The sequence below is a fragment of the Micromonospora zingiberis genome, from assembly GCF_004331455.1.
Taxonomy (GTDB): Bacteria; Actinomycetota; Actinomycetes; order Mycobacteriales; family Micromonosporaceae; genus Micromonospora; species Micromonospora zingiberis.
In genome coordinates, this window is the sequence record NZ_SJJR01000016.1 from 110,061 (window position 1) to 126,458 (window position 16,398).

Annotated in this window: 20 protein-coding genes; 15 read left to right on the top strand and 5 right to left on the bottom strand. The window is 73.1% G+C overall.

What is annotated here, in order from left to right; translation table 11 throughout:
• Window positions 1-88 precede the first annotated feature (88 nt).
• Both E0H26_RS21415 and E0H26_RS21420 read right to left on the bottom strand, forming a co-directional pair.
• Window positions 89-934 (bottom strand): trypsin-like serine protease, encoded by an 846-nt coding sequence (locus E0H26_RS21415; RefSeq protein WP_131306498.1) that lies wholly within the window; start codon window positions 932-934, stop codon window positions 89-91.
• A gap of 101 nt (window positions 935-1,035) precedes the next feature.
• Window positions 1,036-1,737 (bottom strand): TetR/AcrR family transcriptional regulator C-terminal domain-containing protein, encoded by a 702-nt coding sequence (locus tag E0H26_RS21420; protein ID WP_131306500.1) that lies wholly within the window; start codon window positions 1,735-1,737, stop codon window positions 1,036-1,038.
• Between the two features lie 94 nt (window positions 1,738-1,831).
• On the opposite strand from E0H26_RS21420, the gene E0H26_RS21425 reads away from it, so the two are divergent.
• Both E0H26_RS21425 and E0H26_RS21430 read left to right on the top strand, forming a co-directional pair.
• Entirely contained in the window at window positions 1,832-2,548 is a 717-nt protein-coding gene (locus tag E0H26_RS21425; protein WP_131306502.1) for a DUF4386 domain-containing protein, read from the top strand.
• Between the two features lie 116 nt (window positions 2,549-2,664).
• Window positions 2,665-3,171 (top strand): hypothetical protein, encoded by a 507-nt coding sequence (locus tag E0H26_RS21430; protein WP_131306504.1) that lies wholly within the window; start codon window positions 2,665-2,667, stop codon window positions 3,169-3,171.
• Here E0H26_RS21430 and E0H26_RS21435 read toward each other — a convergent pair.
• Together E0H26_RS21435 and E0H26_RS21440 are read right to left on the bottom strand one after the other, a co-directional pair.
• Window positions 3,115-3,603, bottom strand: coding sequence for a GNAT family N-acetyltransferase (locus E0H26_RS21435; RefSeq protein WP_131306506.1), 489 nt, complete (start codon window positions 3,601-3,603; stop codon window positions 3,115-3,117). The two genes, E0H26_RS21430 and E0H26_RS21435, sit on opposite strands and share 57 nt — an antisense overlap.
• Window positions 3,604-3,691: 88 nt before the next feature.
• On the bottom strand, window positions 3,692-4,480 hold the full coding sequence (locus tag E0H26_RS21440) for a prepilin peptidase (protein WP_131306508.1): 789 nt from the start codon (window positions 4,478-4,480) through the stop codon (window positions 3,692-3,694).
• Between the two features lie 590 nt (window positions 4,481-5,070).
• On the opposite strand from E0H26_RS21440, the gene E0H26_RS21445 reads away from it, so the two are divergent.
• From E0H26_RS21445 to E0H26_RS21500, 12 genes are all read left to right on the top strand, one after another.
• Window positions 5,071-5,640 carry a hypothetical protein gene (locus E0H26_RS21445; RefSeq protein ID WP_420812862.1) on the top strand — a complete coding sequence of 190 codons (570 nt, stop codon included), beginning with the start codon at window positions 5,071-5,073 and terminating at the stop codon, window positions 5,638-5,640.
• An 86-nt stretch (window positions 5,641-5,726) separates the two neighbouring features.
• Window positions 5,727-6,617 carry a hypothetical protein gene (locus E0H26_RS21450; RefSeq protein ID WP_131306550.1) on the top strand — a complete coding sequence of 297 codons (891 nt, stop codon included), beginning with the start codon at window positions 5,727-5,729 and terminating at the stop codon, window positions 6,615-6,617.
• Window positions 6,614-7,282, top strand: a complete 669-nt coding sequence (locus tag E0H26_RS21455) for an SAF domain-containing protein (RefSeq protein WP_131306510.1) — start codon at window positions 6,614-6,616, stop codon at window positions 7,280-7,282. Before E0H26_RS21450 ends, E0H26_RS21455 begins: the two co-directional genes overlap by 4 nt.
• The gene (locus tag E0H26_RS21460; protein WP_131306512.1) at window positions 7,282-8,082 is read left to right on the top strand and encodes a CpaE/TadZ family protein; all 801 of its coding nucleotides are present in this window, start codon (window positions 7,282-7,284) and stop codon (window positions 8,080-8,082) included. Before E0H26_RS21455 ends, E0H26_RS21460 begins: the two co-directional genes overlap by 1 nt.
• Window positions 8,072-9,601: a TadA family conjugal transfer-associated ATPase gene (locus E0H26_RS21465; RefSeq protein WP_131306514.1), complete on the top strand. Its 1,530-nt coding sequence runs from the start codon at window positions 8,072-8,074 to the stop codon at window positions 9,599-9,601. The genes E0H26_RS21460 and E0H26_RS21465 overlap by 11 nt, the downstream gene beginning before the upstream one ends.
• A 30-nt stretch (window positions 9,602-9,631) precedes the next feature.
• On the top strand, window positions 9,632-10,507 hold the full coding sequence (locus E0H26_RS21470) for a type II secretion system F family protein (RefSeq protein ID WP_131306554.1): 876 nt from the start codon (window positions 9,632-9,634) through the stop codon (window positions 10,505-10,507).
• Entirely contained in the window at window positions 10,504-11,367 is an 864-nt protein-coding gene (locus E0H26_RS21475) for a type II secretion system F family protein (protein ID WP_131306516.1), read from the top strand. Before E0H26_RS21470 ends, E0H26_RS21475 begins: the two co-directional genes overlap by 4 nt.
• A gap of 28 nt (window positions 11,368-11,395) precedes the next feature.
• Window positions 11,396-11,626: a hypothetical protein gene (locus E0H26_RS21480; protein WP_131306518.1), complete on the top strand. Its 231-nt coding sequence runs from the start codon at window positions 11,396-11,398 to the stop codon at window positions 11,624-11,626.
• A gap of 2 nt (window positions 11,627-11,628) precedes the next feature.
• Window positions 11,629-12,072, top strand: coding sequence for a TadE family protein (locus tag E0H26_RS21485; protein WP_131306520.1), 444 nt, complete (start codon window positions 11,629-11,631; stop codon window positions 12,070-12,072).
• Window positions 12,057-12,524 carry a TadE/TadG family type IV pilus assembly protein gene (locus E0H26_RS21490; protein ID WP_131306522.1) on the top strand — a complete coding sequence of 156 codons (468 nt, stop codon included), beginning with the start codon at window positions 12,057-12,059 and terminating at the stop codon, window positions 12,522-12,524. Before E0H26_RS21485 ends, E0H26_RS21490 begins: the two co-directional genes overlap by 16 nt.
• On the top strand, window positions 12,521-12,946 hold the full coding sequence (locus tag E0H26_RS21495; RefSeq protein WP_131306524.1) for a pilus assembly protein TadG-related protein: 426 nt from the start codon (window positions 12,521-12,523) through the stop codon (window positions 12,944-12,946). Before E0H26_RS21490 ends, E0H26_RS21495 begins: the two co-directional genes overlap by 4 nt.
• A gap of 16 nt (window positions 12,947-12,962) precedes the next feature.
• A complete protein-coding gene (locus E0H26_RS21500; protein ID WP_240742296.1) occupies window positions 12,963-14,312 on the top strand; it encodes a LysM peptidoglycan-binding domain-containing protein in 1,350 nt (449 codons plus the stop codon).
• A gap of 54 nt (window positions 14,313-14,366) precedes the next feature.
• On the opposite strand, the gene E0H26_RS21505 is transcribed toward E0H26_RS21500, so the two are convergent.
• Complete coding sequence (locus tag E0H26_RS21505) at window positions 14,367-15,218, bottom strand: Rieske (2Fe-2S) protein (protein WP_131306526.1); 852 nt, start codon at window positions 15,216-15,218, stop codon at window positions 14,367-14,369.
• Between the two features lie 99 nt (window positions 15,219-15,317).
• Between E0H26_RS21505 and E0H26_RS21510 the strand changes: the two genes are divergently transcribed.
• Complete coding sequence (locus E0H26_RS21510) at window positions 15,318-16,121, top strand: crotonase/enoyl-CoA hydratase family protein (RefSeq protein WP_131306528.1); 804 nt, start codon at window positions 15,318-15,320, stop codon at window positions 16,119-16,121.
• The last annotated feature ends 277 nt before the right edge of the window (window positions 16,122-16,398 follow it).

The following is a 16,398-nucleotide window of genomic DNA, read 5'->3' on the forward strand; positions in this document are numbered from 1 at the left end:
CGCAGCGCTGCGTACGCGACGAACGGGTCGGTGGCGGCTGTCCCGGCGGGTGCTCGCCGAAGGAGCACCCGCCGGTCCGTGCGGTGGTTCAGCCGACGGTGGCGAGCCAGTCCTGGACGACCGGGATCTCGACCCGCTGGTAGCCGCCGAGGTAGCGGCAGTTGCTGGTGTAGCCGTAGCTGGTCACCGCGACCAGGTACCCGTTGAGGAAGGTCGGGCCGCCCGAGTCACCGAAGCAGGTGCCGCCACCGCCCCGGTTGTCGTTCGGGTTGCCGTTGAGCTGGAGGACCTGCGGGGTGAGCTTCTGCCCCGGCGAGGTCGTGTAGCGGCGGATCAGCGGGTAGCTCATCGGCTGCGGCTTCTGCGGGCCCGCCTCCGGCTTGCGCACCTCGGTGCCGTAACCCACCAGACCGAAGACGGTCTTGTTGAGCTTCGGCTGGGCGAACTGGTCGAGGTACCCGGTGGGGGCCACCGTCGCCGGAGCGATTCCGGTCACCGGCGTGTCCAGCACCACCACGCCGACGTCGTTCCAGTTGTCCAGGTCGGTGAAGTCCGAGTACTCGGGGTGGGTGAGCGCCGTACCGGAGAGGTAACCGGCGGCGGCGAGTTCCGCGGTCGTGTAGCCGACGCTCGGATCGGTGGCCACCGGGAGCGGGTTCGGCGGCGCCTCGGCGATGGCCGTGTCGAAGGTGACAAGCGTCTTGCCGAGGGTCCCCAGGGTGCAGTGCGCGGCGGTGAGGACGATGGTCGGCGAGACGAGCGTGGCCGAGCAGCGGTAGCGGCCGGTCTCGTCGTAGAACAGGATCAGGCCGACGTTGGGGTGCCGGTCACCGTCAGGTTCGCCGCCGGTGATGGCAGCCGCAGGCGTGGCGGTGGCGATCAGCGCGAACGTCGATACGACGATCGCGGCGAGGGTACGACGCAGTGCTCTCATGCCGGGCAAAGCGCCTGCCGCAGGTCTTTCATTACATGCCCATCAGTGCTGCTGCGGCGTGTCCGCGCCGGGCATCTGCGGCCCGCAGGCCGTCGGCGGCATCAGTCGCGGGCCTGGTCGAGGCCGTCGAAGAGCAGGTCGAGGGTGAATTCGAACTCGACCTGGCTGTCGCACCAGCCGAGCGTCGGGTCCTCGGCGGCGTGCACCTCGGCCGCCACCATCGCGGTCAGGTGGGGCAGTTGGGCGGCCATCGCGGCCAACTCCTCCTCGGCGGCCTCGACGTCGGTCTGGCCGCCGGCCGACGCGGGCCGGAATACCTCCTGGGCGAAGCCGAGCGCCAGACTGCCGAACGCGTGCAACGCCCGGTGGGCGATCCGATAGGAGAATCCGCCGTCCCGCAGCGTGGCGATGATGCCGTCGTAGTAGGTGTACAGCCCGGTGGGGATGGTGGGGCGGGAGCCGAGCAGCGCGGGCGCCCACGGGTGGCGCAGCATCACCGCGCGGGCGGCCAGGAATCGTTGCCGCAGGCGGTTACGCCAGTCCGCGCCCTCCAGCGTGGAGTCGACGGCGGCCACCGCCGCGTGGATCTCGGCGATGACCGCTTCGGCGAGCCCGTCGAGCAGTCCCTGCTTGCCGGGCAGGTGGTGGTAGAGCGACATCGCCTCGACGCCGAGTTCGGCAGCGAGGCGGCGCATGGTCAGGGCGGCCAGCCCTTCGGCGTCGACCAACGCGATCGCGGCGGCCAGGGCGCGCTCCCGACTCAGCGGCTCACGAGGCTTTCTCGCTCCCAATCCGGCTCCCATCTCCCCTTGACCTTACATCGTATGGTTGCCTTACGTCGTAAGGCGGTCGGCCGAGCGGCAGCGGGACCCGCCAGCGCATCCGAAGGAGTCCACCATGCATCCACTGATCCGCACCGCCCGGACGACCGGGTTGTTCTACCTCAGCCTGGCCGCCGCCGGCGCACTGGGCTTCCTGACCATCCGGCCCCGGCTCTTCGCCGCCGGTGACCCCGAAGCGACCCTCGCCAACCTGATCCAGCACGAATCCCTCGCCCGCGCCGCGATCGCCCTCGAACTACTCGTCGTGCTCACCCAGACCGGCACCGCCGTCTGGTTCTACCGGCTGTTCCGCAGCGTCGACCGCACCGCCGCCGGCTGCATCGCGGCCTTCGGCATGGTCAACGCCATCGCGATCCTCGGCAGCTCCGCGCTGCTCGCCACCGCCTCCGAGGTGGCCGCCCAGCCGCTCGGCAACGCCGCCGACACCGTCGCGTTGCTCTACCTGATCAGCGGAAACCTGTGGACCGTTGGTGGCCTCTTCTTCGGCCTCTGGCTCGTACCGATGGGCTGGTGCGTACTGCGGTCCGGGTGGTTGCCCCGCGCCCTCGGCTGGATCCTCGTCGTCGGGGGCGCCGGCTACGTGCTCAACACCTTCGTCGCGTACCTCGCCCCCGGGGCGGGGATCGTCGCGGACCTGCTGGTGGTCCCCGCCACCGTGGGCGAGTTCTGGATCCTCGGCTACCTGATCGTCCTCGGCGTCCGAAAGTCTGCGCTGCCGACGCCGGCCGCCACTCCCGACGCCGCTCCCGACGCCGCGACGGCACCGGCCTGACCGGCTCTCCGCCGGGCGGAAGGCAGGGCCGGCCGGGTCGCCGTGTCGTTGATCCGGTTGTGCCCGCCGCCCGCCGGTGACCACGGTGGGGGCGTCGACCATCCGGAGGTACGCCGATGACCAGTGAACGCGAGACCGTCGAGGTCGACCCCGTGCTGTTCCAAGCCGTCTACGACTCACCCGCCTCGCTGCCGGGCCGACATCGCTGGACCACGCCCGAGGCCGACGTACGGCGGATCGAGAAGCTGTTGGGCCTGCCGACCCGCAGCATCGGCGCCCCGCTGTGGGTCAGCGGCGACCAGCCGGACTGCCCGAAGTGCGCTCGCCGGATCACCTGGTACGACATCGTCTCCTCCGCCCTCAAGGGCATGCACGACCCGACGATGATCGCGACGGTGATCCTCGGCGAGCGCCGCTACGTCAACACCGGCCTACCCGCCGGCATCGCCGGCGTACGCTGCGCCGACTGTCGCTCCCCCATCGAGGGACTCCGCAGCTTCAAGTGCCACAACTGGGCGTACGCCTTCGAGGAGCTGACCGCCGTGCGGCAGCGGATGGCCGGCGGCTCAGTCCTCGGCGAGCAGCGGGAGCAGGTGGCGCAGCCCGGGCCGCCCGTCGAGTGACACCGCACCGGCCGGGGTGAATCCGGTGCGCCGGAGCACCGCCAGCGAGGCGGGATTGTCCAGGGTGGTCACGGCGGTCAGCCGACGCAACCCGTACGCCTGGCGGGCGAGGGTGGCCACCCGCCGTACGCCGTCGGTGGCCAGCCCGTGCCCGGCGGCCCGCTGCGCCACCCGGTAGCCCAGCTCGGCCGCACCCTCGGCGACGTCGACCAGGTTGAACCGGCCCAGCACCTCGCCCTGGTCGACCAGTACGTGGAAGTGGCAGCGACCGGTGGCCTGCTCGGCGAGCAGGGCGGCGTGCCGGTCGGTGAACTCGGCGAAGTAGTCGTCCCCACGGTCCGGCACCGAGCGGGCGAACCACTCGCGGTTGTCGCGCTCGAAGGCCAGCAGCGCGTCGACGTGCTCGGCAGCGAGCCGCTCCAGTTCGGGCATCCGCGCACCCTAACGCGACATCCTGCCGGCGCCGAGCTGTTAACAAGGGGCCCTTCCTCTACCGGAGGCGTTAACAGGGTGCCCTTCCTTACATCAGGAGGGCGCCGATGGTCCCGAGGACCAGGTACGGCCCGAAGGGCAGGTGACTCGACCAGCGGGCCCGTCGGGTGACCAGCAGCCCGAGCGCGACCAGGCCGGACAGCGTCACGGCGAGCAGCAGCCCCAGCACCGGCGTCGCCCAGCCGTACCAGCCGAGCAGCGCGCCCGCGCTCAGGGCGAGTTTGGCGTCACCGATGCCGAAACCCCGAGCGCCGAGCAGCAGCGTGGTGGCGGCGAAGAAGCCGGCCAGTCCGAGCCCGGCGGCGGTGGCCCGCAGCCAGGGGGCCGGGCCGGCGCCGGCCAGGGCGGTCAGCCCGAGCAGCAGCCAGGTGCCGGCGGCGGCCGGCAGGGTGAGCCGGTCGGGCAGTCGGTGCACCGCGAGGTCCACGAAGATCAGCGGCACCGCGAAGGCCAGCCACCAGGCCATGGCCACCAGTTCGCCGACGGGCGGGCCGGCCAGCAGCAGCATGGCGATGGCTGCGGCGGTGACCAGTTCGACGGTGGCCGGTGGCGCACCGATCCGGGCTCGGCAGTTGCCGCAGCGGGCCGCCGGGCCGAGTGCCGGCCAGGGGTGGTCGAGGCTGATCGGGGTGCCGCAGGAGTCGCATCCGCTGCGGCGATCCGTGCCGGGTGGTACGGAGTGCCGGGCGATGGCGTACCGCAGCAGCGGGGTGAGCGTCAGCACGGACAGCGGCCGGAGCCGGCGGCGCGGTGGAGCCGGAGGTCGTTGCGCCGGGCTCTCGTGTCGCGCCGGCTCGGTGGCGTACGACCGGCTCATGCCGACCTCCCCGGGAAAGCGAATACGGAACGTAGTGTGACCGGTCGGATCCGGTGGCGCTCCGTTCGTTGTGGAACGGGATCCCGGAGGTCGGCCGCGACTCGCCCGAAATGCGCGGCCAACAATGATGGAAATCCCATGGAATGCAATTTACGAGCGAGGTCCGGCGGCGAACCGGGGGACGGATCGGGCCACATGCCATTTCCCGCCCCACCGCAGCCCGCCTCGGCACCACCTGCGGGGAGCAGGATCCCACCGGGGCGCCAGCCGCTTCGATCCCGCGCCGCCGCCACCCCGGCAGGCCCTGGCAACCTCCCGGTAACCACGGATCACCACCACCATTCATGACCCAGAGTAGTCGCGTGAATTGCCTCTGTTGCATCGGCCGGCATCAGCTTATGCTCGCCCCTTGGATGTGACGCAACCCACGTCCAGCGGCCACAACCACCCAGGACAGTGCATTTGCAATTGATCCATAAGGGCAAATGCGGCTGCGTATCGGGGCAGGACCGGCGGGGGGATCCGGTCGCGAGCTACCGCACGCCCGAGAACGTCGGCGACACGATCGCCGCGTCGGCACCGAGGAGGGCATGAGGGTGCGAGCACGGCAGCTGAGCCGTTGGACGGCCGGCTTGGTCGCGGTGGCCGCGGTCGGCACGAGCACCGCCTGCGGCGCACCGGAGGCGTCAACCACAAGCCCGCCCGAACGGAGCGGACCCGCCGGCACCGACCGGGCCGACGACGAGAAGGCAGCCGAGCGGGCGGCGTTGAAGGCATACTCCGGATACCTGAAGGCATCCCGTACGGCGAGCCGGCACAGCGATCCCCAACACCCCGAGCTGACCCGGTTCCTCGCCGACCCGCTGTTGACCCGGGTCCGGCTGGGCCTGCGACAGGCCCGCGAGCACGGCGCGGTCAGCGCCGGCACGCTGCGCTCCGACCCCACGGTGGTCTCGGTCAACCTGGACGCCGAACCACCCACAGTGGAGATCCAGGACTGCCTGGACGCCACCGGCTACCGGCTGGTCTACGTCGCCAACGAGAAGGTGGTGCCGGGCACCCGCGGCTCCCGCCACCTGGCCACCGCCACCGCCACCCGCTACCCCGACGGCCGCTGGCTGATCAGCACCGGCTCGGCGCACCAGGACCAGCCGTGCTGACCCGGGCGGCGAGCCACCGAGTCCGGCAACTCCACGGCCGCAACCCGGCCGGACGGCGCCGGTGGACGGCCGTGGGCACCCGCCGGATGCTGCTCGGCGGCGCGCTGGCGCTGCTGCTGGCCACCGGCCCGGCGGTGCCGGCCGGTGCCGCCGATCCCGGCGCCGAATGCCCGCCCGCCCAGCCCAACTGCGACGTCTGGGACGACGACCCCGGCACCCCCGGCGGCGGAGGCAACGGCGGAAACAACGGCGGAAACAACGGCGGTGGGAGCGGCGGGGGCGTCTGCCAGTGGAACGGCCGCACCATCCCCTGCTACGACGAGCAGTTGGGCTGGTTCAACAGCAACGACGGCTGCTACTACCGGCTCGCCGAGCCGCAGCAGGAGGCGCCGCCGGGCTGGCAGTGGTACACGCTCACCTGCAACGGCGGCGATCTCGGCAGCGTACGCACGGAGTTGCGGGAGGGGCCGCCGCCCGGCTACGGCGCCCCGCCGGACCCGGAGGAACTGGCCCGCCGGGCCTTCGCCTCGATCACCCTGCTCGCGCCACGGGCGGCGGTCGCGCCGCGCAAGTCCGTCGGCCCCGGGCTGGTCGGTCTGCCGGTCTGGATGTGGGCCAGCCGGGGCACCACCTACTTCGGTCCGCAGAGCGCCTCCGCCTCCGACCGGGGCCTGACCGTCACCATCCGGGCCGAGGTCGACCGGATCGTCTGGGACATGGGCAACGGTGACCGGGTCACCTGCGACGGCCCCGGCACCGCGTACGACCGCCGCGGCCGACATGCCGGGCAACGCTCCCCTGACTGCGGCTACCACGACGGCTACCCGGAGGCACGCACGTACCAGGTCCAGGCGACGACGCACTGGAGCGTCACGTGGACCAGCAGCGGTGGCCAGACCGGGAGCATCGGCGGCGTCACCCGCACCACCGGTCCGGTCGAGATCCAGATCAACGAGCTTCAGGTGGTGACCAGATGAGCGTGGCGACCCGCAATGGACCCTCTCCGGTGGACGCGCCGGTCGCCCCACCCAAGGTCGTCCGGCAACGCCGGGTACGCCCCGGGCTGCTCGGCCTGGCCGTACTGCTGATCGCCCTCGGCGGACTGGGCTCGGCGTTCGCGGTCACGTCGGTCCGGGCGACCGGCAGCTACCTGGCGATCGCCCGGACGGTCGAGGTCGGCAGCGTGCTCAGCGCCAGCGACCTGGTGTCGGTGCAGGTTGCCGGCGGGCAGGGCCTCGACCCCGTACCGGCCGGCCAACTCGCCGACGTGGTCGGCATGCGTGCCGCCGTCTCGCTGGCCCCCGGCACGTTGCTGACCATGGCGCAGCTCACCGACCAGCCGCTGCTCGGTCCGGGGCAGCAACAGATCGCACTCGGGTTGCGGGCGGCGCAGGTGCCGGCGCCCAAACTCCGCCCCGGCGACCAGGTCCTCCTGGTCAGCACCCCCCGAGACGAGAGCGGCAGCGGCGGCGGCTCGTCCGCCAGCAGCACCCGGTTCACCGCCACCGTCACCGACGCGGTCAGCACCGAGGGCCGCGACGAGGTGGTCGTCTACCTGGCCCTGGCCGTGCGGGACGTACCCGCCGTGGTGGCGTTGGCCGCACAGGACCGGATCGCGGTCGTGTTGACCAAGGCGGCCTGATGGCGATCATCGCGTTGGTCTCGGCCAAGGGCTCGCCCGGGGTGACCACCACCGCGCTGGCCTGCGCGCTGAGCTGGCACCGGCGGGTGGTCCTCGCCGAGTGCGACCCGGCCGGCGGATCGGTCCTCGCCGGTTACCTGGGCGGCGCGCTGGACGGCCCACGCGGCCTGGGCGAACTGGCCGTCGGGGAACTACGCGACGGCAACCTGGACACCGCGTTCTGGTCGCAACTGGTCGACCTGGACGCGCCGCGCCGGGAACGCCTGCTGCTGCCCGGCGTGGTCGACCCGGCCCAGGCCGGCAGCGTCATCCCACTCTGGCAGCGGTTCGCCGACTTCTTCACCGGGCTGGAACGTGGTGATCCGCCGTACGACGTGATCGTCGACTGTGGTCGGCTGCACGTGACCGGCCCGCCATGGCCGTTGCTGCGGGCCGCGTCGGTGGTGCTGGTGGTGACCCGGGCGCAGCTGCCCGACCTGTCCGGCACCCGCGCCATGCTCCAGACCCTCGAACGGGACTTCGCCGAGCATCGGGTGGAACCCGGCACGCTGCGGCTGCTGCTGGTCGGCGGCGGCCACGGCAAGAGCGAGATCAGCAAGGCGCTGCGGCTGCCGGTGATCGCCCGGCTGCCGCACGACCCGCGTACCGCCGAGGTGTTGAGCCTGGGCGGCACGGTGCGCGCCGGACGGCCGTTGCTGCGCGCGGCCCGGGGGTTGGAGGTGCCGGTCGGCGCCCTGCTGGAACGGCGGCGAGCCCGACTGGCCTGGCCGGTCGCGCAGGGGGTGCCCGATGCGCTTTGAACCGGTCTCCTCGGATCCCCGCCGGCAGCCGCCCGGGGCCACCTCCACCGCTCCACCGCTGCCGCCGGCCAACGGCCGGCCGCACCCGGCGGTGCCGGTACCGGTCGTGGCGGTGGCACCGGAACCGCCACCCCGGCCACGGGTGGACTTCCAGGTGGTACGCGAGCTGCGGCGGGAGCTGAGCGAACGGCTCACCCGGTGGCAGCGGGGCCGGGAGTTCAGCGTCGACGAGGAGGACACCGAGCGGGCCCGGCTCGCCGTGCAACTGGTCGCCGAGTACGCCGACTCGGTCCGCCGGGCCGGCACCCCGATGGCCGCCGGCGAGGAACGGCTGCTGCTCGACCAGGTCACCGCCGAGCTGGCCGGTCTGGGTCGACTGCAGACGCTGCTCGTCGACGACACCATCGAGGAGGTGCACATCCTCGGCTGCGACCAGGTGCGCATCACCCGACACGGCGGCGGCGTCGACTGGGCCGAGCCGATCGCCGACAGCGACGACGAGTTGGTGGAGATCCTCCAGGCGGCGGCCCGGCGGGCCGGCTCCACCGAACGCTCGCTCTCCACCTCGAAGCCCACCCTCGACCTGCAACTACCCGACGGCAGCCGGCTGGCGGCGGTGTTCCTGGTCAGCCACCGCCCGTACGCGGTGATCCGCAAGCACAACACCCTCGACGTGACCCTCGACGATCTGGCCGGCACCCGTGGTGACCTGGACGAGATGGTCGACCCGCTGCTGCGCGACTTCCTCCGCGCGTCGATGCGCGCCGGCCTGAACATCATGGTCGCCGGGTTGGCCGGCGCCGGTAAGACCACCGTCATCCGGGCGCTGATGAGCGAGATCCCGCCCGACGAGCCGTACGTGCTGCTGGAGGAGAGCCGGGAGTTGCTGCCGGCCCGCCGGACCGAGCGGCACCGGGCGGTGATGAGCTTCGAGGCCCGCGAGGGGCACGGCGAACGCGGGCCGGACGGTCGACCGGCCGGTGAGGTGAGCATCGCCGACCTGATTCCGGTGTCGCTGCGGATGGGCGTACTGCGGATCATCGTCGGCGAGGTGCGGTCCCGGGAGATCGTGCCGATGCTCCAGGCGATGACCACCAGCCGGGGCTCGATGTGCACCATCCACGCTCGTACGCCCGGTGGAGTGAGCGAACGGATCATCGAGTTGGCCCTGGCGCACGGCCGGGAGATGACCGTCGACCAGGCCCGCCGGATGGCCGGCAACGCCCTCGACCTCATCGTCTACGTCACCGTCGAGGACGAGACCGGCATCGGCGGGCGCAAGCACCGGTTCGTCTCGCACGTCGAGGAGGTGATCGGCGTCGGTGAGGCCAGCCGGATCACCACCACCAAGGTCTTCGGGCCCGGCCCGGACGGCCGCGCGGTCCCCCGTCACCTGCCCGAACGGGTCCGCGACCAGTTGCTGCGGGTGGGCTACGACGCCCGGCTGCTGAGCCGCTGGATCGAGGCCGGGCAGGGCGCCTGGCGGCGACCCAAGCAGACCCGACTGGGTCGGCGGTGAGCCGTGTCCAACAACATCGAACTGATCGCGATGGTCTCCGGGGCCGCCTGCGTGGCCGGCCTGGTGCTGGTGGTCGTCGCGCTGGTCGGCACCCGCCGCCCGCCCGGCCCGGCGCCCGGCGCGGGCCCGGGGATCAGCCGGCTGTGGCGGGGCTCGGGCACCACCGTCCGCGAACAGCAGACCCACCAGGCGCTGCTGATCGGTGCGCTGGTCGCCGGAGCGGTGGCCTTCCTGCTGACCGGCCTGCCGATGGTCGGCCTGCTGGTCGCGGTGGCGGTACCGGGCACCCCGTGGCTGTTCTCGGTCGGTCGGGCCGAGCAGCGGGCGATCGCCCGGATCGAGGCGGTCGGCGAGTGGACCCGTCGACTCAAGGACGTCTCCGCCACCGGGCAGGGGCTCCAGCAGGCGATCATCGGCACGATCGACACCGCGCCCGAGGAGATCCAGGAGGAGGTACGGCTGCTCGCCGCCCGGCTCCAAGCCGGCTGGCTGGCCCGCGCGGCCCTGCTGGCGTTCGCCGACGAGATCGGCGACCCGGTCTGCGACCAGGTGGTGGCGGCGCTCATCCTGCACCTGACCGACCGGGGTGAACGGCTCGGCGACGTGCTCGGTTCGATCGCCGGTGCGGCGGCGGCCGAGGTCGCCACCCGCCGCGAGATCGAGGCCAAGCGCACCCAGCCCCGGTTCGCGGTCCGGTTCCTCACCGGGATGACCCTGGCCACCATCGGGTACGGGCTGCTCAACGCCGAGTACGTCCAGCCCTACGGCACGCCCTTCGGCCAGCTCGTGATGGCGGTCCTCGGCGCCGCCTTCATCGGCCTGCTGGCCTGGGTGCGCTCGATGAGCCAACCACCCCACCCGGCCCGATTCCTGCCGTCCCCCGATCCCGACGAGGTGGTGGCGTGAACCTGCACCTCACCATTGCCGTGGTCGCCGGGGCGGCGATCGGGCTCGGCGTGTACCTGGTGGTACGCGAGCTGGTGCCGGCGACCCCGGCGCTCGGCCCGGCGTTGCGTCGGCTGCACCAGCCGGCCGGAGTCGCCCGGACCGGTCCCGCCAACCGTCAGCTGGACTGGCTCACCAACCTGGCCCGCTGGCTGCGCCCACCGCACCGGCAGCTCGCCCTGCTCGACCGCAGCCCCGAGCAGTACGCGCTCTCCATCCTGCTGTCGGCGCTGATCGGACTCGCCGCGCCGGCCCTGCTCAGCTTCACCCTGTTCGCTGTCGGCGTCTCGCTGCCGGTGGCCGTACCGGTGGTGGGCAGCCTCGGCCTGGCGGCACTCTGCGCCCTGGTGGCGCACCGGTCGGTGCTGACCCGGGCCGACGCCGCCCGGGAGGAGTTCCGCCAAGCGGTCTGCACCTACCTGGACCTGGTGGCGTTGCAGCTGTCCGCCGCGCACGGCCCGGTGCAGTCGTTGGAGCGGGCGGCGGCGATCTGTGAGGGCTGGGTCTTCGACCGCATCTCCGAGGCGTTGCGGATGGCCCAGATGCAGATGCACTCGCCCTGGGACGAACTGCGTGACCTCGCCGACCGGATCGGCATCCCCGAGCTGGGCGACGTCGGCGCGATCATGCGGTCCTCCGGCAGCGAGGGCGCCCAGGTGCACGAGACGTTACGCAGCCGCGCCGACTCGCTGCGCGACCAGATCCGCACCGACAACCTGGCCCGGGCCGAGGGGGTGACCAGCCGGCTCGACATCCCCGGCGCGCTGCTGGTCTTCGTCCTGCTCGGCTTCGCCATCTATCCCTTCCTGGCCCGCCTGTAGAACCCGACCCCCGATCGAAGGAGTCCCGATGTCCGTCCTCACCAACCTGCAAGGCGCGCTGGGAGCGCGGTTGCCCCACCTGCAAGCCGCGCTCCGTGCACGGCTGGCCGAGCTGTCCGGCGATCGCGGCGACAGCCCGGTGCCCACCGCGGTGATCATCTTCGGCCTGGTGGCCGTCGCGCTGGCGGTGACCGCCGCCGCCCTCAGCGCGGCCAACGGCTGGATGGACGCCATCCCCGGCCCGCCGTCGGGTGGCTGAGCATGCACCAATTCCGGTCCGCCTGGTGGTGCCGAGGGGCATTGGCCTCCCGGCACCGCCGGCTGCCCGGCGACGGCGAGCGAGGTGGCAATCCCGTCGAGCTGGCGGTGGCGATGCCCGCGATCCTCGTGATGTTGTTCGCATCGATCCAGGTCGCCGCCGTCTTCGTGGCCCGGTCGACCGCACTCAACGCCGCGCAGAGCGGCGTCAACGCCCAGCGGCTGCACCAGGCCCCACCGGGAGCCGGCGCCGCGCGGGCGACGAGGTTCCTCAACCAGGCCGGCGACTGGCTGGTCGGTTGGGAGCAGCCCGGGCCGAGTTGTGTCACCAACGCCACCGACGTGACCTGCACGGTGACCGGGAGGTCTTTGTCGGTCATCCCCGGCGTCAGTTTCTCGGTCCGGCAGACCGCGCACGGGACGGTGGAACGATGGACCGCACGATGAGCCGGGGCTCCGTCTCGATCGAGGTGGCCGTCCTGGCACCCGCCTTCGTGGCGATGATGGTGCTGGCCGGGGTCGCCGGGCGTACCGCCGTGGCCAGTGAGGCGCTGGAGGCCGCCGCGCACGACGCCGCCCGCGCCGCCTCGATCTCCCGCGACGCGGCCACCGCCCGCCGGGAGGCCCGGCAAGCGGCCCGCCAGCAGCTCAACTGGCGCGGCGTGTCCTGCGCCGGCGCCCCCCAGGTCACCTTCCGGGGTACGGTCGGCGGCCGGTCCACCACCTTCAACGCGGCGTACCGCAGCCCCGTCGGGCAGGACGCCTCGGTCACCGTCGAACTCGCCTGCACCGTGTCCTACCAGGACATCAGACTCCCCGGCCTGCGGAGCATGCCGGCCAGCAAGCGGATCACCGCCTCGTTCACCTCACCGCTGGACCGCTACCGGAGCCGAGGATGACCGCCGGCCGGGGCGAGGACGGGCGGGTGAGCATCTTCCTCGCCATCTCCCTCGTCGGGGTGCTCGCCATCATCGGCATGGCCTTCGACGGCGCCGGGCAACTGCGTACCCTCCAGCGGGCCGAGAACCTGGCCGCCGAGGCGGCTCGCGCGGGTGGCCAGGCCATCGACCTGGCCACCGCGATCGAGGGCGGACCCAAGCAGATCAACCGGCGGCAGGCCCGCCGAGCCGTCGCGGACTACCTCTCCGCCGCCGGGGCCAGCGGCCACACCGTCAGCTTTCCGGTGGTCAACGGCGAAACCCTGATCCAGGTACGCGTCACGGTCACCTACCGCCGGGCCATGCTCGGCCTCTTCGGCTTCTCCAACACCGTCACCGTCTCCGGTGAGGCGACCGCGCGGGCGCTGACCGGGGTTCCCTAAGGGAAGGAAGGTAGCCATGGCCGCATCGGGTGGTACCGCCGTACGGCGGGCCGGTCGAATGCTGACCGGCTTCGGTGCACTCGTCGTGCTGGTCGGCCTGCTGGTCGGCGGGCCGATCGCGCTGCTGGCCTTCGCCGGCAACCCGTTGCCCGACCACGTACCCACACTGGCGGAGATCGGCACCACCCTGACCAGCCGGGACGACGGTCAACTCTTCCTGCGGGCCCTGGCGCTGGTCGGATGGTTCGGGTGGGCCACGTTCGCCCTCTCCGTACTCGTGGAGTTGGGCGCCCAGACGCTGCGCCGACCGGCACCCCGGTTGCCCGGCATGGGCCGGCAGCAGCGGGCCGCCGCCGCCCTGGTCGGATCGGTCGCGCTGATCCTCGCCGCCAGCCCGGCCGCCAGCGCCGCCACCACGGCGTACACCGCTGGTCCGTACGCCGCAGCGCCGACCGCCACCGTGGCCCTCGCCGCACCCGGCGGTCCCACCCTGCTCGGACCGGCGACGAGCCTCCCGGCGACCGGCCCGGCGACGGAGTTGGCGACGGGCGCCACAGCGGCAGGCTTCACGGCGGCGGGTTCGACGGCGACGGGCTTCACGGCGGCGGGCTTCACGGCGGCGGGTTCGACGGCGGCGGGTTCGCCGGCTGCTGCGGTGGGACCGGCGATGGCGCGGGCGGACCGGGCTGCGGCGCCGGCCGACGCCCCGGTCTACCGCGTCGCCAAGGGCGACTACCTCGGCAAGGTCGCCGACCGGTACCTCGACGACTTCGACGACTACCGCAAGATCGCCGAGCTCAACGGTCTGCGCGACCCGGACCGGATCCGCCCGGGCCAACTCATCAAGCTGCCGGCGGAGGCCCGCGACCAGGGCGCCCGCGCCCACGCCACCGGTCGGCTGGTCAGTCCGGACGCGACGCCGACCCGACCCGCACCCCGACCGGGTACCCCGGACAGCGGGGAGGGCGCGCGGCCCGCGCCGCCGAAGCCGGGCGCGACCACGCCGGATGGGAGCACGCAGGGTGGGGCGACGCAGCGGCCGGGCGTCCCGACGCAGCAGCCGGGATCCGCGACGCCCACACCGGCCGCGCCGGAGCAGGACAAGCCGGTCGCGCCGCGCGACGAGGTGTCGGGAGGCCACCCGCCGGTGGTGACGGTCGGTGCGGCCCGGGCCGGCGAGCCCGACCGGGTGAACCGTCCCCTGGCCATCTCCGCTGTGCTGGCCGTCGCCAGCATCGTCGGCGCACAGATCGGCGCCGTGCTGGGTCTGCGTCGCCGGCCGGCTGCCGCATCGGCCGCCGGCCGGCAACACGTCCGGACCAGCCCGCCCCACGAACTCCCGGTCGGCCGGCACCGCAAGGACTGACGGCGGTCGGTGACGCGCGGCGCCCGATCAGGGCAGCCGGGCCGCGGCGCCCGATCAGGGCAGCCGGGCCTCCAGCCTGCCGTTCACCACGCGGGTGGGCAGGATCTGCTGGTCGTTGGAGGACGGCCCGTGCACCACCTCGCCGCCGTTGAGCCGGAAGGTGCTGCCGTGCCAGGGGCACACCACGCAGGCGTGCCCGTCGATCTCGCGTACCTCGCCCTGCCCGAGCGGCCCACTCTGGTGTGGGCAGCGCTCCAGCATCACGGTCACCTCGTCGCCGTGCCGGTAGAGCACCAACGAGACGTCGTCGACCTTGCTGGTGACCAGTTCCCGCTGCGGCAGGCTGGCCAATTCGGCGATCGAGTGCCACCCGTCGCTGATCAGGTGCAGGTCGGAGACGCTCACGTTCACCTGGGCGCCCTGCTTGTACGCCAGGTGCCCGCCGATGTAGGCACCCGCGCTGGCCGCACCGAGCCCGAGGAAGCCGAGCGTACGACCGAGGCCATGGCGACCCGACAGCCGCGCGGCCAGCGAGCCCCCGTACAGGACCAGCGCGACGCTGTTCGACGCGGCGTGCACCAGACCGACCCGACGCTGGTCACGCGCGAGGGCCGCCCAGTCGTTGAGCCCAGCCACGGCGGACGGCACGGCGCTCGCGGTGCCGACCGCGATGAGTGCGGTGGCCGCCCGCCGCTGACCGGGCAGCAGGTCGAGTACGGCCGCGCTCATCCACGAGCCGACCGCCACCTGCACCATCGCCGGGTGCAGCGGATGCCCCAGCCAGACACCGTGCAGCAGGTCGCGGACCCGCTGCCCGCGTAGCGTGCCCTCGACAACGCGCTGTAGCCGGTCGCCGAACCGGTCAAGGCGGGAGGCTTGCTCGATCTTCGTCAACAACGCTCGCACGGGTCCCCACTTCCCGCCGTACGCCACCGCAAACCGGTCGTCGGGGACAACTTGCCCCTGGCAGTACCCGAGCGGTCGCTCACCCGGCATGCTTGTCCGATGGCGGTACGGGTGACGCGCAACGGGCCGGTGACCACGGTGATCCTGGACCGGCCAGCGGTCCGTAACGCCGTGGACGGCCCGACCGCCCGAGCCCTGGCCGACGCGTTCCGCGCCTTCGACGCGGACCCGGACGCCGCGGTGGCGGTGCTCTGGGGAGCCGGCGGCACGTTCTGTTCGGGCGCCGACCTGAAGGCCATCGGTACGCCCCGTGGCAACCGGGTGGAGCCGGACGGCGACGGCCCGATGGGCCCGACCCGGATGACGCTCAGCAAACCGGTGATCGCCGCGATCTCCGGGTACGCGGTGGCCGGCGGACTGGAACTCGCCATCTGGTGCGATCTGCGGGTGGCCGAGTCCGACGCCGTGCTCGGGGTCTTCTGCCGCCGGTGGGGCGTGCCACTGATCGACGGTGGCACGGTCCGGTTGCCGAGGCTGATCGGCGAGAGCCGGGCGATGGACCTGATCCTCACTGGCCGCCCGGTGCCGGCGGAGGAGGCGTACGCGATGGGGTTGGTCAACCGGCTGGTCGGCCCGGGTGAGGCCCGGGCGGCGGCCGAGCGCCTGGCCGCCGAGATGGCCGTTCACCCCCAGACCTGCCTGCGCAACGACCGCGCCGCCGTGCTGGCCGCCGCAACCCAACCCGAGCCCGAAGCCCTGGCCACCGAGCTGACCTACGGCCTGCACTCCCTCGCCACCGACGCCACGGCCGGCGCCGCCCGCTTCACCGCCGGCGCCGGCCGCCACGGCACCCCCACGCCCCAGCTCAGTCTCCCGGATCTTGGTACGAAACCGCCCCCATAGGGGCCCCCATAGGGGCCCTTTCGCACCAAGATCGGCGGTGCAGCGGACGGGCCGACGAGGCAGCCGAACAGCGAGGTTCGGCCGCGCCGCATTACGCGCAACGCAACCCGGCCGAACGCGGCCACACACCACCCCTCCCCTCCCCTCCCCTCCCCTCCCCCCCCTCCCCTCCCCCCCTCCCCCCCCCCCCCCCCCCCCCCCCCCCCCCCCCCGCCCCCCCCCCCCCCCCCCCCGCCCCGCCCCCCCCCGCCCCGCCCCCCGCCCCCCCCGCCTTGGT